The organism is Myceligenerans halotolerans, from assembly GCF_054782975.1.
Window position 1 is genome coordinate 61,460 of sequence record NZ_BAAGRL010000013.1, and the last position, 15,927, is coordinate 77,386.

Sequence of the window (15,927 nt, forward strand, 5' to 3'; positions counted from 1 at the left end):
CCGCGGCCAGGTCGGCCAGATCGGCGACGACCACACCACTTTGCGGGCCGGGAGCGCAACCACCACCCCGAAACGGCGTGGTCGAGCGCAGGCTCGTCGGCCGCGTCACGGGTGGGGCGTCGTCAGGGCCGTCAATGCGGCGTGCTCCGGGATTCGTTCCTGCTCGATCCGTCGGACGGAGGTCTCGCCCGCGGTGGCGACCGCGTGGTACGCGGCCGTCTCGGCCTCGGTGAGGTGCGGCAGCCGTGCCGACGACGGCTTGATCACGCGCCCGGAGGCATCCCGGTCGACGCCCAGGTGCTCGTAGCGGCCCAGTGCGGCGGCATCCATCAGGATCGAGCGGACGGGCGGGCCGGGCTGCCCGCCGTCGTCGGGCCGCGCCATCGCACTGCGGAACCGGTCCAGGATGGCGAACCCGTCCGCGTCGATGTCGCCCCAGTAGACGACGTCGTGCGCCGACCGGATCCACGGGATCCCGGCCAGCAGCGACGCCGCCGCCTTCCCGCCGCCTTCGACGACGACGGTGCCGTCCGCGTCGGGGAACCACAGCCGGCAGTCGCGGTTCTCCACGACGAGCACCCTCCTCGGCACGTACGCCAGGTCGTGCACGTCGCCGGTCGTCCAGGCGTCGTGACGCCGCCCGCCGCCGCTGCGGTAGGCCGGATCGACGTACGTCAGGTGGACGACGGCGAGCCGCGGGCGCACCTCCGCCCCGACGTCCCGCCCGACGACGTCACGCAGCAGACCGCCGTGCGTCTCGATCCACTTCGAGTGCGCCTGCGGGATCGGGAGCTGTCGCAGGGTCCACGCGCTGAGATCCTGATGCCCGGCGAGCCAGTCGGCGACGGTCAGCAGCACCTCGACGTCCGGATCGGCCAGCCGGACCACCGCCCGCAGGTTCGACGGCGTGAGACGGGCCCGCGCGCGGTGCAGCGCCCGGGCGATCTCCCGGGCGCGTTCGACGTCGACCTCCGGTGCAGCCGCGCCGAGGCGGCGGATCACCGCGAGCGCCGCGTCCACCCCGGTGACGCGCAGCTCGGCGGGAGCGTCCTCGGCGACGCCCTCGACGGAGACACGTGTGGACACCACCTCGGCGCCCGGGCCGGCCGCGCCAAGGCCCGTCGCGACGTCCTCCCAGGCCGTGCGCCAGTCGTGCCACGCGCCGAACCCGAGGCGCGCGACCGCCGCACCGGACCCCACACCGGGCCGAAGCCGCACCGACGCCTCGAACGTCGAGGCCTGCCTGCCCGGTACGGCGCCGCCTCCATCCGTTGCGGGCCCGTGCCCGCCCGCCTCCTCCGCAGCCTCGGCGCAGATCGCCTCCGCCCAGCGTCGGGTCAGCCGTGCCGCGATCTGCTGTCCCGCCTCGTGCGGGGAGACGAGCCGTGCGTTCACGATGCCGGGGTCGTGTCGTCCAGGCCCGCCACGGGCTTGGTCCGCGAGCGCCCGGTGGTGTCCTTGAGGACCACGTACTTCATGTCGACGTGCGGTTCGAGGGCGCTGTACTTGTCGTTCGGGGCGCCGATGACGAGCTGGAAGCCGAGGCCGCGCCAGGCGCCGACGGCGCGTCCGGTGAACCGGGCGTCGGCCTTGATGAGTGCCTCGTCGAGGAAGACGGGTGCGTAGCGGGGGCGTTCGGCTCCGGCGTCGCCGAGCTGGTAGCGCAGGGCGGCGCCGACGATGAACGCGACGAGTTCCTGGGACTCGCCGCCGGACTTCTCGCCGATGTGGTCGTAGAGGGCGACGTGGTTGCCCTCGAGGTCGACCTTCTCGGCGCTGAGGCGCACGTGGCGGCGGACGTCGACGAGGTCGGCGAAGTCGGGTGCCGTGCGGCGGATGCGGTCGACGACCTTCGCCATGCGGTGGTAGCGCCGTTCGCGTTCGGCCTCGTCGGCGTCCTGGGTCAGTCGTTCGCGCAGGGCGCGCAGTTCCTTGCGGAAGGCGGCGACGACGGCGGACTGGTTGTCGCGGGCGTCGATGCGCAGGCGGTGGTGGTCGTCGGCGAAGGGGAGGCCGGCGAGGATGTCGTTGACGGGGCCGATGCGCTCCTTGATCTCACGGACCGCGGCGGACAGCGAGCTGTGCAGGTCGGTGAGGTCGTTGCCGGAGAGCCGCAGGAGGCTGTTGCGCCACTCGGCCTCGAGTTCGTGGATGCCGTGGGTCTGCAGGTCGGTAAGGATGCGGTCGTAGTCGGCGTAGGACGCGTCCGGGTCCGTGCCGAGGTTCGGGTCGGGCCAGCGCTGCTTGAACGTCTCGAAGGCTCTGGCCAGCGCGGTCCTGGCGGTGCGGATGGTGGTCTGCGCGGCCTCGCGGTCGGTCCGCAGCCTGGCGTCGGCCTGGCGGAGTGCGCCGTCGAACGCGGCGAGCGCGACGGACGCGGAGTCGGACGACCCCGAAACGGACGTCCCCGGGCTCGACGCTCCGGCCGGCGAAGTGACGACGGACGCCACTGAGCCAGGAGCGGCCGTCTGGCCGGCGCCGGCCGGTTCGAAGAGTCCTTCGAGGTAGTCGCGCTGGCTCTGCGTCAGGTCGGTCCCGGCGGCGTCGTCGAGGGCCTGCTGCGCGGCGTCTACCTCCTCGACGACGCCGGACCAGCGGTCGCCCAGAGCCTCGACGCGCCCCTTGGCCTTGCCGAGCGCCTGGTTGAGATCGTCGATCCGCCCGTCGAGCTCGACGGCCTTCTCCTGGAGACGCGCGATGTCGGGGTTGGCTCCGGTGACCTCGTCGATGACCCGGGTCCAGCCCGCCTCCTCGGCCTCGAGGGCGGCGACGTCGACCTGCGCCCAGGTCAGCTCGCCGACGACGGCGTGGGCACCCCGGGCGTCGTCGTACCGGTTCAGGGCGAGGTCGGCCTGCTCCAGCTGCTGCTCCGCGGCCTCGACGTCGCGGGTGGCGTGGGCGATCTGCTCGTCGAGGTGGGCCAGGCGCCGGCTGTTGGTGAACCCGAGGACGTTGCCCCGCAGGTCGCCGCCGTGCGCGCCGCGATGCCCCTCGGACACCTGCCCCTGCCGGGTCAGGGCCTTGGGATGCTGGGAGAGCTGCCCCGGGGTGTCGACGCAGACGTAGGCGAACCGCCGGTGCAGCTCGCTCTTCAGCCAGCCGGTGAACGGGCCCTCGCGCACGTCCAGCCGCCCCGGGAGCGTGCGGGAGTCGAGGCCCACCGTGTCCCGCTGCCCGGTGGGGACGCCCTGGAAGTTGACGCGGGACGACGTCGGGACGCTGTCGATCGCCTTGCGGAACGCGTTGAGGCGTCCCGCGTCGATCAGCATGACCGTCGCGAATCCACCGAGGGCCAGGTTGAAGGCGCCACGCCAGGGTTCGAACTCGGTGCGGACCTCCAGGAGTTCACCGACGAACGGCAGCTCGTCGACCGTCATGCCCGCAGCCTGTGCCAGCGCGGCCCGGGCGCGGTGCAGATAGCCGGGGATGTTGCCGGTGCGCTCGGCTGCCGCCGCGCGATCCTTCTCGAGCCCGGCCAGCTTCTCGCGCGCCTCCTTCCGGGCGGACATCGCGGTGCCGTACGCCTCCCGGGCGGCCCGCTTCGCGTCGTCGTCCTCCAGCGCCGCACGGGAACGGGACGCGACCGCCGCGAACTCGGCCTCGGAGGAGACGGTGACGTCCAGTACGCCGAGGGCGTCGTCGAGCCGGCGCCGCGCCCGCCGCACGTCGCCGAGCCGCGACCGGACGCCTGTGAGCTCGCGGTTCGCCTGCTCGATCCGGTCGCCGCCCGACGCACGCAGCGTCTCGCGCACGCCGTCCAGCTCGGACCGCGACGCGGCGATCCGCGCCGTCGTCTCCTCGACGATCCCCTTCGCGTCGCGCCGCTCGCGCTGCAGGTCGCGTTCGACGTCGCGCAGCAGGCCGAGGCGTCGCTCGTGCCGCCACAGCGCAGCGGGCGACGCGCCGTCGTCGAACGACCCGACCTGGTCGACGACGGCGAGGCGTTCCCGCGCCGCCTCGATCGACGCACGGTCCTCACGGATCGGCACGAGGGCCGCGACCTGCTGCCGGGCGGTGACCATCTGATCGCGGGTGCCGGTGAGCTTGTCGAAGTGTTCGACGACGTCGTCCGCCTTGGCGAGGGTCTCCGGCTCCTCCAGGACCATCGCCTTGTACAGGGCGTCGACCGTGGTGATCTGCTGCCCGGCCTGGATACGGCCCAGCAGCCCGACGGCCTTGGCGCCGTTGCCCGTCGCACCGATCCCGAGGGTGGAGTGCAGGCGGGCGGTGAAGTCGCGGTCGGTGTCGAACGGGGTCAGGCCGGCCGCCCTGACCGCTCCGGCGGCGAGCCGCTGCTCCGCCGCCGGGATGAGGTCCCGCAGCCCGAACGCGCCGTCGTACGTCGCGCGCAGGGCCGTGACGTCGTCGAGCGTGCGGGCCGCGGCCGGGACGTACCAGGCGCGCAGGGCCGTGAACTCGGTGCCGGACTGGTCGGCCCAGGTCATCGCGATCGCCGACCAGGTGTCGCGCGTGTCGCCGCGGAGCACGCGCTGGCGGGTGCCGTCGTCGGTGCGGGACTCGTCGAGCTTGCCGCGGGCGTAGGACAGGACGTTGCGCTGGTCCTTCCCGCGCGGGCGCCCGACGACGCCGCCGTTCGACGCCCCGTTGAACGGCGTCGTGTGCGGCATGAGCAGGGCGATGTAGGCGTCCATCAGAGTCGACTTGCCCGACCCCGAGCCGCCGGACAGCAGCGTCGCGGTGGGGGCGAGCCGGATGCGGTGGTGGCCGTCGTAGCCGCCCCAGTTCACCAGCTGGAGGTCGCGGGCGACCCACTGCTGGCCCGTCGAGGCCTGCGGGATCAGGCCGAAGAGGGTGTCGATCATGGTCATCGGGCGGCCTCCTCGGGCGTGCCGTTCTGCTCGGCGAGCCAGGCGCGCAGCTCGACGAGGCGTTCGTTGCTGAGCACGATCTCGACCAGAGGCGTCACGCGGTAGCGCCCCTCGGACTCCAGCTGGACGACGCCCTCCTTGGCGAGGCGGCGTACCGCGCCGCGGATCTCGTTCTGCCGCGTGGCCAGGCCGGCGTCGTCGACGTCGTAGTACGTCAGCACCGTCTGCTCGATCTCCTCGACGTCCACGCGGGCCGACGTCTCCCCCGCGCCGCGCTCCCGCTGGAAGATGGTGCGCAGGTGGACCAGCACCAGGGTCTCGGCCCGGTTGTAGGCGTCGTCCTTGAGGAGGATCGGCACGTCCAGCTCGGCGGAGCGGACCTGCTTCTTGTAGGCGATGCCGCGGTCGTGGTCGACGACCAGCTGCACGAACAGGTCGTGCAGGCGTGACTCGAGGGTCTGCTGGTTCTCCAGGAGGATGCGCCACTGGGCCGGGTTCCGCTCGGCGACCAGGAACCGGCGCTGCAGGAGACGGACCAGGACGCGGCGAACCTCGGGGTCAGGGATGCCGCCGGAGTCGCCGGGGAAGAGCTCGTGGGGGTCCTCCTCCATGGGGACGGTGTCGATGAATCCGGAGTCGGGCACGATGCCGGCGTCCGCGTCCGCGCCCGCGGGCGTTTCGTCGTCGTACCTCGACGCCTCGTCGGCCTCAGTCATCCGTGTCTTCCTTCATGCGTACCGTCACGCCGCCGAAGGCGAACCGGCGGCGGGAGCCGTCCGGGCGGATCGCCTCGACGTACGCGACCTCGTCGGTCTCGGTCATGTCGTGCTGGTCGGCGATCTCCAGCAGACCCAGCAGGTCGACCGGGCGCCGGTACTCCTCGGGTGCGGACGCGAACGCGGCGGCCAGGTCCGCGCCGTCGTCGGCCGCCAGGGAGCGCAGGCGCTCCGCCAGCGGACCGTAGTGCGGGCCGCCCCACTCGCGGGAGCCGTCGTCCGGGGCCGGCCCGGCGCCGTCGTCCCACTCGGCGAGCGGGGCGGGCGGCTGCGGCGGGCGCAGGTCGTTCGTCGTCCGGCGCAGGTTCCCGATCTCGGGGACCGGAAGCCGCCGCAGCGGCGCCACGTCCTGGCCCGGGCGGGTGGCCGGGACCCACGTCTGGAGGCCGGTCATGACCTCGCGCAGCAGCTCGTCGACCTGCCGGTCGCGCAGCGGGTCATGGTTGCGCACCTGCGTGGTGATCACGGAGGACGCCTGCCGCTGCGTCCGGTTGACCTCGTCGACGCCGCGGGCGATCCGGCGCCCGATGTCGCGCAGCTCCTCCCGCTGCGTGGCGGGCAGGCGCTCGGTGAACCGGTGCCGCAGCACGACGTCGAGATGCTCGGACAGCTCGTCCATCCGCTCCGGATCGCCCAGCAGCCGCAGCGCACCCGCGAAGGCGCGCCCCTCCGGCGTCGCCTCGCTCACGTGCTCGGCGCGCTCCAGGTACTCGCGCAGCACCTCCTGCGACGGGCGCTCGTCCTGCCGCAGGCCCGTGATGACGCTGCGCTGCATCGACTTGATCGACTCCGCCACCCGTGCGAAGTCCGCCGGCAGCTCGCGCACCAGGTGCAGGACGTTCTCCGCCTCCTCCAGCAGGACCTCGTCGGCGACGTCGTCGATCGCCCCGGTGCGCTGGATCTGGTCCAGTTCCGCCTGCAGGCGGCGGATCTGGGTGTCCAGGCGCGCCATGCGGGCGAGCACGTCCGGGTCGGCGTCCTGGGCGAGGTGTTCGACGGCGTCCAGCAGGGTGCGCACCCGCGACTCCGAGACCCGCGCGCGCGTGCCGCCCGCCCGGCCGGCCACCTCCAGGGCGCCGACGGCGTGCGCCGAGAGCTGGTAGACCTCGACGTCGTCGTCCGCGATCCGGCGGATCAGCCAGCCGACGTCGGCCCACTGGCGGCACAGGTCACGGGCGCTGCCCTCCGGGATCGCGCGGGCGCCGTCGTCGCGGAACTCGTAGCCCTGGGCGCGCAACTGGTCGAGGGCGTCGCCGATCTCGGTGTGCGCGTCGGCGACCGGGACCGTGGGCCGCTCCGGGGTGAAGACGAGGGAGAGCAGGGACACGACGAGGGGGGCGTACTTGCGGTGCAGGAGGTCCAGCATGGGTTCCTGGAAGGCGCGGAGGGCGCCCTCGTACGCGCCCTGGGCGCGGGTGATCACGCGCGGGGCTCCTCGGTCTCGGTGGCGCGGTTCAGGGCACGGCGGTGGAGGTCGAGGGCAGGTGGGATCACCCGGAGAGTCTACGAGGCGGGGGGCAGGTGCGCAGGGACCGTGCGCCACGGAAAGGCCATTACTCCGCCCAGCCCCAGGAAAGCCAGTTCTGGATAGCGCAAAACTCTGGCTTCACCCGATTCGGGCGTGCGCGCGATGGCGCCCGGTGCGACGCTGGCATCGCAGGGGCGGCAACCGCGAACACAAAGAGGCAGCACGTGTACGAGGTCGATTTCCTGCCCGTCGAGGCCACCGAGGGCGAGCCGAGCACCCGGAACGGCGACGCCATCACGATCCGCTTCACCGAGGACGCGACGAACACCGAGCGCGTCGTCGTCATCGACGCCGGCTTCACAACGGTCGGCAGCAAGGTCGTCGAGCACGTGCGGCAGCACTACGGCACCAGCCGTGTCGACCTGGCCGTCAGCACCCACCCCGACGCCGATCACATCGACGGCATCCAGACCGTCGTCGAGGAGCTCGACGTCGCCGAGCTCCTGATCCACTGCCCCAAGCTCCACGCCTCGCCTCGCGACGTCCAGAAGCACTTCAGCAACATCGCGGCCGTCGACCACCTCATCGACGCCGCGAAGCGTCGCGGCACCACGGTCGTCGAGCCGTTCATGGGCGAATCCCGGTTCAACGGGCAGCTCACCATCCTCGGCCCGACGCCCGACTTCTACGAGTCCCTGCTCAAGGAGCACCTCGACGAAGGACGGTCAGGCATCGTCGCCAGAGCGATGACGGCCGCGACCGGAGGCCTGCGCGACCTCCTCCGCAGCGTCGCCGCCTGGGGCTATCCCGAAGAGACGCTCGCCGAGGACGTGGAAACGAGCGCACGGAACGAGACCTCGGTCATCACCCTCATCCAGAGCGACGGCCGCCGGCTCCTCTTCACGGGCGACGCCGGCCTCCGCGGCCTGGGCGCCGCCGCCGGCTACTACGAGTCCCTGCTCGGACCGTTCCGCGCCGCACCCGTCAGCCTGTTCCAGGTGCCCCACCACGGAAACCGCCGCAACCTCTCACCCAGCACACTCGACCGGATCATCGGCCGCCAAGGACAGCCCCACACGTCGACGACGGCGGTCGTGAGCTCGGCCGACGCCGACCCGAAGCACCCCTCACCCAAGGTGACCAACGCGCTCGGACGCCGTGGAGCGACGTTCGTGGCGACCGAGGGGAAGCCGATCTGGTCGAGTCACGGGGCGCCGCCGCGGGCGGGGTGGCGTGCTGTGGAGGTGATCGGGCCGTTGATCGAGGAGGAGGCTTGACGTCTCACGCGGGCCTCATGACCTGGACACGCCCACCAGCGAGAGGACTCGCTCGGCCAGGGACCGGAACTCCTGGAAGCACGTCGTGACGTAGGCCTGGGTACTACCCATCGCGCCGTCAGCGGCACGGAGGTCGAACATCGGCTTTCTCGCATCGTGCGCGAGTGGCATCAGGCTCCGGTAGTTGCGCAGGGTCGCGATCTCGTCTGGTCGGTCACCCGGCACGCCAGCGCCGAGGACCGCCGTGCTGAACTCCTCCGGGATTCGGGCGAGCCATCGCGCATTGACCGGTCGATCCAGCCGCATCTCGGACTGCATGACGACGTAACCCAGCGGATCCATGGCTCCTGGTGGGACCACGAAGTCGCCAGGGAGCGGCAGCGATATCCGGTCCTGCCACTCCCGACGCCAGCGACGCAGCGCGGGCCCGAGATTGGACAGGCCTCTGAGCGAGACGATGTCGGCCGTCAGTGGCACGAGAACGTGGTCGGCGGCAAGGAGCGTGGCCCGGCTGACCGCGTCCAGGCTGGGGCCGACGTCGATGATGACGACCTCCGCACGTACATGTTCGCTGGCGCGCGCCACGATCCGAGGAACCGCCGTCGTCGTCTCGAACGCGGCATATTCGCCGGCGAGCGACTCGGGCCACGCACGTGCCAGCTGATCCTCGAAGCGGCTCAGGTCGATGCTTCCGGGCAACAGCCAGAGGCCTGAGTCGATCTGCGCGGGACGGACCGGGCCGACGTCGCCCGGCTCTTTGGAGTCGCCCACCCCTTCGAGGACCGACCGGACCCCGTCCGCGATGGTGGGCACACCATGGACTCGAGGCGAATGCACTGGATGTTCCGAGCACGCGGCTTCCTGCTCCGTCGGTGGAGAGGGCGCGGACCACAACTCTTCCTGCTCGGACTCGTCGAGAAACATCGACGTAAGAGTCGACTGTGGATCGAGGTCAGCCGCGAGAACGGTCACACCGAGCCGGCTGAACATGTGCGCCAGGTGGTAGGCCAGCGTGGTCGTGCCGACACCGGCCCTGCTGTTGAAGAACGCGATCGTGGTGGTCATGCTGCCGTCCGAACGGTGACTGTCCACGACGCGTCGTCGACGACGAACTCCGGTTCAGGATTGCCGTTACGACGGAGCGACTCCCGTATGCGACCAATTCCGCGACCGAAGCGGTTGACGTAGCCGAGCGCCTTCATCGCCGCGGCCAGCGACGGGTTCCGATAGTCCGTCACCCTGTCGAAGTTGTCACTCCTGACCTGACCGAACGGTCCACCGGGATTGCTCACCTCGACGCGGTCGTCGAACCAGAGGATCCGGACAGGGGCGTTCGACGTCTCGTAGTTCCGGTGCATGAGCGAGTTCATGAAGGTCTCGCGCAACGCCTCGATCGGATAGTCGGGAGCCTGCTCCTCCCGGAACCCGCCGCCGCTCACCAGACGGCTGCGCACGTGCCCCCTGACGAGCGGTGACAGGCCATTCGCCACGTCAACCATGTTCCCCCGGAGCTCACGTTCGTCAGCGATGGGGGCGGTGAGGTCCGTTCCTTGGTAGCGCACGAACTGCACGTAGGCGCCGGGAATCCTGTTGCTGGGGTCGAAGCCGATCGCCAGCAGTCCGAGCATCGTCGGGACCGGATCGCCTGACCTCTGGGCAAGGTGAAGCGACGCGAGCGGGAGTCCGACAGATCGGCCGTTCTTGGCGATGACCTCCGGGTCGACCATCGCGGGGAGATAAGTGGACCGGAACATCTCGAGGTCGAGCTCGTCGAGCGTGGTGCCCAGTGCGACACGAGTATCGAACGGGCCGTCGGCAACACGGCGGCGCTCGGACAGCACGCGCTCGTCGTCGCGCGTTGCCTCGCTAATGCTCGGGCCGGGCCTGACCCAGCACCGGCCGTCGAACCTGACGGGTGGCGTCGCGGACGCCCGGACCCTGATCCGAATGACATCCCGCCCCCGATAGGTAGCCACCTCCACCGTCAGTGAGGGGCGGTCCAGGATCCTGCCGTTGTCCCGCAGGTCGGTGAGCGCGAGCCGCGTCTGATCACTCGTGTCGACCGAGTCGGCCGGCGTCCCGTCGTCCTTGACACCGATCAGGATGTCGCCACCACCGGTACCGGCCAGATCGTTGGCCATGGCGCAGACATTCTTGGCGACGTCGTTCAGGCGGTTGCGGACGTTCGAGTAGTCCTTGAACTCGAGCGAGGCCGTCTCGTGGGTACCGAGGGCATCGGCGAGGTCGGCGCTCACGGCTGCCATTGTCGCCTACCGAGTGCCTCTGGCCCCCAGGCGGGCCCTCGATGCACGACGCCGCAGCCAGATCAGGCGCAACCAAGGTGCGATTCCACGCGCCACCGCCGCAAGGTTGGGCGCGATAGCCCAACACGCTAAGTCTATTCGTCTATTCGTATTGCGGTCTTCGCCAGTTGCTCGATACGCGCCAAGAGCTGGCTGGGTGGCACGCGCACGTCAAGCGGCCATCGCACGACTGCGATATCCGTGTTCAGTATGCGATGCTCCGCTGGAACCGCTTCTTCAGACCTTGACCCGACATACAGCAGATATCCCTTCCGCAGCCCAAGCGCCGTGCAGTACGCATGCATTTGATACACATCCGGCGTGGGGTACCTACCCCGGCCACTCCCGAGCTTGTATTTGGCATCGACGACAAGGCGCACTCGTCCACCGACCAAGTGCACCAGATCGGGGCGGATTCGCACTCGCGCCTCTTCGTCCATCCACGCCTGGTATTGCTCAATCGTCCGCCCGCGAGGGGAGGCCACAACCAACGCTTCGCGGAGCGCGACCCCAATAAAGTCCTCGAACACGGTCGCCATATCAACCACGAACGACGCGACCGGCGCCTGTCCAGCGTTGGTGGACAGGCCGATCGAACGGAGTACGAGTTCGGCCAGTCGCACTACCGGCTGGTAGCGAAGGTTGACCCGCGACGACGCCCAGATCGGCAGTTGCGCCCCTGGCCTCAGTGCTGAGACGCCATCGAGCCGGCCGGCCAGGTGCCCGAGTCGGCGCTTTGTGTCATCCGGGAGACGTGGCACGAACATCATGCGCCGCAAACCTGCTCGCAAGATCTGGTTCTCGGGGATGTCGACCGTGAACTCGTCATAGGTCACCTCGAGCGGCAACAACACACCTGGCCTAGTAGCAACCTGGTCTGCGACTCGCATCCGGCCTCGCAACACTGCCAGCGATTCTTCACGCGCCGCGTATCGCTGTAGTACACCTCGCAGCAGCGCCCGCTCCGCCAGCCGCGCCAAGGTCTCACCCACGGCCGCCCACAGGTCGTCATCATCAAGTCCGTCGAGCTCGCGTGCCTTGAACCCCGGGTCGCGCGCATACCCCAGCATGAAGATCACTGAAGCGAAGGGCGCCTTCGGTCGCACGACCAGATCGAGGTCCGCGACCCGAACCGCGCCGACGCGGTTGCGTCGCGGAACCAGCCGCCAGGCCCCCTGACTATCACGCCGCACGTTCACGAGGCGGGCGTTGGCAAGCATTGAAGCATCTTCGTCGGAGAGCGCCACGACCCTGCCCTCCGCGTCATTCTCCGCGAGCTCGACACGCATCAGGCGTCCAAGGCCGAGTCTTCGCCCTCACTCACTTGCCGCCCCGCCCCCGTCGTCAGACGCTCCAGATACGAGCCGACGCCTCAGCACGTCCAGCCCGAAGGTCGCTACCACCTGCTCGCGGGTCAGCCGACCGTAGTAGTGCTCTTCGAGCAGCGGCAGGATCTCATGCCGCCAGATCCGCTCCAGGCCCTCATTTGTACTGGCCTCGTCCCGCATCAGGTACGACGGGCCGATCTTGAACTCCCGATCCTCGGCACCGATCTCCCGATTCACCGCTACAAGCAGCTCAGCCCGCGCGTCATGCTGTTCGTTCGCGGCCAGCCACCGACTGAGCAGCCCAGCCACGGGCTGGACGTCCGGGTGCATCTCGATGAACGCGAACCGGCGTCGGATCGCCATGTCGACCATCGCGATCGACCGGTCGGCAGTGTTCATCGTGCCGATGAGATACAGGTTCTTCGGGAGCGTGAATCGCTCACCGGGCGAGTACTGCAGGCTTACCGCCTCGTCGCGGTACTCGAGGAGAAAGTACAACTCGCCGAAGACCTTGGCCAGGTTGCCTCGGTTGATCTCGTCGATAATCAGTACATATGGCGACGACGGGTCCTTCCTCGCCGCAGCTGCGATCGACCGCAGCACCCCGGGAACCTTGTCGAACGTGAGCGAGCCGTCGCCCTGTGCCCGCGGCCGGAACCCCTCGAAAAAGTCCTCATACGCATACGACGGATGGAACTGGACGAGCGGTACCTGCTCGTCCCCGGCGATGTGCCGGGCAATCTTGCGGGCGAGATATGTCTTCCCCGTACCCGGCGGCCCATGGACGATCACCTGACGGCGCGACTCCAGCAGGCCGATGTACTCGTCCAGCCATGCCACGTCGGTGTAGGTCGCCCGCGCCAAGGCTTCGTCGGCCCGTCGCAGGGTTATTGTGCCGGACACCGACGAGGCCACATCTGACGCATCGTCCACCAGGTCGACGGTCGACTCCCCCTTACTGGTCGGTAGCAGCGCCTCAAAGTCGTCACGAACCGCTGTGAGGTCAACGACAGACCGGTCAGGGACGTTGAGCAATGACCGAACCTGCTCCGAAAGTGCCCCATCGTCGATCGGGTCGGACTCCCAGATGACTGGCAGTCGCAGCCGAGGCTCCTCGCTTGCGTACGATGCCAGGCCACTGACTCGGCCGACGTGCACGACATCGTCATGCCGCGCGACGACCAGGTCCTGGTCCTTCATTCGCGAGAGGAAGTCGAAGTAGTCCTCCGTCAGCGCGACCCGCTGGGCATAGTCGACATGCGTGTACCTCTCCTCGATCGCCGTTCGGACCGTCGTCTTGTCGCTACCCGGCTCGACGTCGCCAAGGTACGTGGCCGCAAGCGAGACGAACCCCTCTCCCAGCCACCGGTCGACGAGCTCCTTGCCGGCCGGTTTCGGCCGGACCGCCCAGGCGCGATCGTCTACGTGCTTGCTCTGCCACCATGCCGAGACGAAGGGCTCGTCGTAGAAGTTGACGTACTTTCCATCCTGCTCAGCTTCGATCGCCTTACGAATCTCCCACAGGTCACGGTCCAGATCGACCGAACCGGTTTGCGATCCTGACGGGAGCCGATCTGCGAACCTCTCCCGGATCGCCCTCTTCTGGGCGTCGTTGACCGTGCGCTCGAAGTGCTCCGGGAACGCCAGGAACAGCAGCGCGTTCCGGATTGTCGGCACGCTGCCCGAAACCTGGTCGACGACGTCACGGAACGCCCAAGGGTCTTTCGTGGCATACGCCCGGACGTCATCGGGCAGCTGGTCCCAGCAAACGACGACCTTGGCGAGCCACACCACATGTCGCCAGGCGCTCTGGGAGTACCCCTGACCGCCATGGAACGCGCCCGGGCTCCGCAACCCCTCAAGCATCGCCAGCGGAATGGTCGGCGTACCGGGCGTCCACGACAGGATCTTCTCGACGTGCTCCTGCTTGGTCTCGGGCCGCATGTTCCCGGGGACCAACGGCACCTCCCGCAGGTAGGTGAGCTCCGCCGCAAGTAGTTTCACGTCGCGATCTTGATTCGCGAGCTGCCGCTGAAGCTTCACGTAGAAGGGGTCCGTCCCCTGCTCCAGGCTGTCCTCAATGGCCGACCGCAGACGTTCGGCGACATCGGCGACCCAGATGGTCCGGGACGAGTCGATCACGGAACGACGATCGGCGAACAGGTGGTCGAGGACGACGTACGCGGCCCTCGACGTAAGCCTGATCCGTTCGCGCATGTCGAGGTCACTGATAGACGGTGCCATCAGGAATCAGCCCCAGCAGTTCGCCCGTGGCGTGCTCCCTGTCCGGGCGGTGGGTCGAGGATCGTCTCGTACTCCGTGCCCGTGTCGATCGCTCGCTGCATCGCGTCGAAGACCTCCAGGATCAGCCGCCTGGTGCGGTACTCGCCGTGGGCCTTGAGGTCCTTCTTCCGGACGCCGCCGAACGTCTCCAGGATGTAGTCGACATCCTGCCGACCGATGCCGTACAGATGAAAGAAAGCAGCATCGAGCTCGACACGGAGCCGAGCACGACGCTCGGAGTCCCAGACGAACGGTTCGCCAGTATCTCCAAGGTCTGCCGCGAAGGAGACCATGTCGTACGCGTTCCACTGGAGCTCAAGGACCCGCGAGTGGGTCCAGTCGCGAAGGGCACCGCCCCAGACCACCATCGGCTCCTCAAGCTCCTCCGGCGGCGGCACTGGAAACTGCATCACGTACCGAAAGTTGAGGTGGAGTGCTGGAACCTTCTGCCGTGCGACGTAGTCGAGAACGAACGAATTTAGCAGGGCCACAAGGCAGGCGCGGTCCGACGCATCGATGATCGGATACGTGTTCGCCACCGCAGAACGCGGCAGCGCTGAAGCCAGCACCGTGCGCTCATTGGTAGTACTAGTGACGTCGGCGAAGCCAGTCAGCCAACTCGGCGCGTCGTCGGGAAGATCGGACTCGGCGATCCATACGCTCGGCTGCGGCATGCGCGACGGATCCCAATGCTCGGACTCCGTCAGGTACTGCGGCTGGTTCTGCCGCTTCCCCGCTGTGGGGCTCTTCACTACGTCGGCATCACGGTGGTCGTACTGGTCCACCATCTTCGCCTCGTAGAGCGGCAGCATCCGCTCATCGGTCTCTGTCACGTGGTGACCGCCTCTCGACTGGATGGCGCCGACCGTCTCCGGGCGCCGGTTCGATGGTGGACTTGAATGTAGTACTGGTCGCGATCGCCTCGGCCATAGCGTCATAGATCTCGAGCACGAGCCGCTTCGTGCGGTACTCACCGAACGCGTCGACGTCGTACTTCCGCCGAACGCCGAATGTCTCCATGACATGGTCGACCGACATCCGATCCAGCCCATACAGGTGGAAGAAGGCCGCGTCGAGTTCCGTCCTGATCAAAGCCCGCCGCTCAGGATCGAATACGAACGGCTCGCCTGCGTCCCCTAGCGACCCTGCCACGGCCCGCATGTCATACGCCGTGAAGACGAGCTCGACGAGGCGTTTGCACAACCATCCCGAAGTGTCACCGAGCCAGGACCCCGCATCCATGCCCCACCTCGGGAGAATCGCCATCTGCTTCACGATGAAGTAGCTTGCGCTCGTTCCCCCCATCGCCTGACGCAGGACATAGTCGGCGACGAACGTGTTCAGAGCCACCGGCAAGAGTTCCGCTCCCGGTGCCGCCCCCAACATGATCAGCACCTTGTGGCCTACTGGGTTTATCGGCGAGAACGACGCGATCATCGTGCGCTCGTCCGTCGCTCGGGCGATGTCCCGCCAGCCCAGCAACCACGTCTTCTCCCAGCGGCCCTTGATCGCGTCGGTGGCATGGTGTTGCTGCACCCAGTACCGGGGCAGCACGGAAAACGACGGGTCTCGCTTCTCGGCGAGCGTGACTTCGCGAACGGTGCCGCCGGGCTCGTAGGTGGCCCAGCGATGGTCGAACTGGTGCATCATCTTGGCCTCGTAG

Annotated in this window: 10 protein-coding genes and 1 pseudogene; 1 reads left to right on the forward strand and 10 read right to left on the reverse strand. The window is 68.9% G+C overall.

The features are described from left to right. Positions 1-105 precede the first annotated feature (105 nt). Genes ACYVK5_RS11230 through ACYVK5_RS11245 form a run of 4 tightly spaced genes read right to left on the reverse strand, consistent with a single transcriptional unit; the run spans position 106 to position 7,028 of the window. A complete protein-coding gene (locus ACYVK5_RS11230) occupies positions 106-1,395 on the reverse strand; it encodes a Wadjet anti-phage system protein JetD domain-containing protein (protein WP_460704892.1) in 1,290 nt (429 codons plus the stop codon). Then, positions 1,392-4,829 carry an ATP-binding protein gene (locus tag ACYVK5_RS11235; RefSeq protein ID WP_460704894.1) on the reverse strand — a complete coding sequence of 1,146 codons (3,438 nt, stop codon included), beginning with the start codon at positions 4,827-4,829 and terminating at the stop codon, positions 1,392-1,394. Before ACYVK5_RS11235 ends, ACYVK5_RS11230 begins: the two co-directional genes overlap by 4 nt. Continuing rightward, a complete protein-coding gene (locus ACYVK5_RS11240) occupies positions 4,826-5,545 on the reverse strand; it encodes a DUF4194 domain-containing protein (RefSeq protein WP_460704896.1) in 720 nt (239 codons plus the stop codon). The genes ACYVK5_RS11235 and ACYVK5_RS11240 overlap by 4 nt, the downstream gene beginning before the upstream one ends. Beyond that, positions 5,538-7,028: a DUF3375 domain-containing protein gene (locus ACYVK5_RS11245; RefSeq protein WP_460704898.1), complete on the reverse strand. Its 1,491-nt coding sequence runs from the start codon at positions 7,026-7,028 to the stop codon at positions 5,538-5,540. The genes ACYVK5_RS11240 and ACYVK5_RS11245 overlap by 8 nt, the downstream gene beginning before the upstream one ends. Before the next feature lie 269 nt (positions 7,029-7,297). Here ACYVK5_RS11245 and ACYVK5_RS11250 point away from each other — a divergent pair, with 269 nt between their 5' ends. Continuing rightward, complete coding sequence (locus ACYVK5_RS11250; RefSeq protein ID WP_460704900.1) at positions 7,298-8,350, forward strand: ComEC/Rec2 family competence protein; 1,053 nt, start codon at positions 7,298-7,300, stop codon at positions 8,348-8,350. Between the two features lie 15 nt (positions 8,351-8,365). Here the strand turns inward: ACYVK5_RS11250 and ACYVK5_RS11255 are convergent, their stop codons facing one another. The 6 genes and pseudogenes from ACYVK5_RS11255 to ACYVK5_RS11280 form a co-directional block, all read right to left on the reverse strand. Next, positions 8,366-9,415, reverse strand: coding sequence for a ParA family protein (locus ACYVK5_RS11255; RefSeq protein ID WP_460704902.1), 1,050 nt, complete (start codon positions 9,413-9,415; stop codon positions 8,366-8,368). Then, positions 9,412-10,605 (reverse strand): ATP-binding protein, encoded by a 1,194-nt coding sequence (locus ACYVK5_RS11260; protein ID WP_460704904.1) that lies wholly within the window; start codon positions 10,603-10,605, stop codon positions 9,412-9,414. The genes ACYVK5_RS11255 and ACYVK5_RS11260 overlap by 4 nt, the downstream gene beginning before the upstream one ends. Before the next feature lie 143 nt (positions 10,606-10,748). Further along, entirely contained in the window at positions 10,749-11,942 is a 1,194-nt protein-coding gene (locus tag ACYVK5_RS11265; RefSeq protein WP_460704906.1) for an McrC family protein, read from the reverse strand. 27 nt (positions 11,943-11,969) lie between these two features. Beyond that, positions 11,970-14,198 carry an McrB family protein gene (locus ACYVK5_RS11270; protein ID WP_460704908.1) on the reverse strand — a complete coding sequence of 743 codons (2,229 nt, stop codon included), beginning with the start codon at positions 14,196-14,198 and terminating at the stop codon, positions 11,970-11,972. A gap of 26 nt (positions 14,199-14,224) precedes the next feature. Continuing rightward, positions 14,225-15,097, reverse strand: a complete 873-nt coding sequence (locus tag ACYVK5_RS11275; protein ID WP_460704910.1) for a hypothetical protein — start codon at positions 15,095-15,097, stop codon at positions 14,225-14,227. Beyond that, positions 15,081-15,927 (reverse strand): annotated as a pseudogene (locus ACYVK5_RS11280) (Eco57I restriction-modification methylase domain-containing protein); the annotation flags it as partial. The pseudogene ACYVK5_RS11280 and the gene ACYVK5_RS11275, both read right to left, overlap by 17 nt.

Bases quoted from the DNA above. Each gene is read 5' to 3' on its own strand.
- ACYVK5_RS11265 (WP_460704906.1), bottom strand. From the start codon at position 11,942: ATGCGTGTCGAGCTCGCGGAGAATGACGCGGAGGGCAGGGTCGTGGCG.
- ACYVK5_RS11270 (WP_460704908.1), bottom strand. From the start codon at position 14,198: ATGCGCGAACGGATCAGGCTTACGTCGAGGGCCGCGTACGTCGTCCTC.
- ACYVK5_RS11235 (WP_460704894.1), bottom strand. From the start codon at position 4,829: ATGACCATGATCGACACCCTCTTCGGCCTGATCCCGCAGGCCTCGACG.
- ACYVK5_RS11255 (WP_460704902.1), bottom strand. From the start codon at position 9,415: ATGACCACCACGATCGCGTTCTTCAACAGCAGGGCCGGTGTCGGCACG.
- ACYVK5_RS11240 (WP_460704896.1), bottom strand. From the start codon at position 5,545: ATGACTGAGGCCGACGAGGCGTCGAGGTACGACGACGAAACGCCCGCG.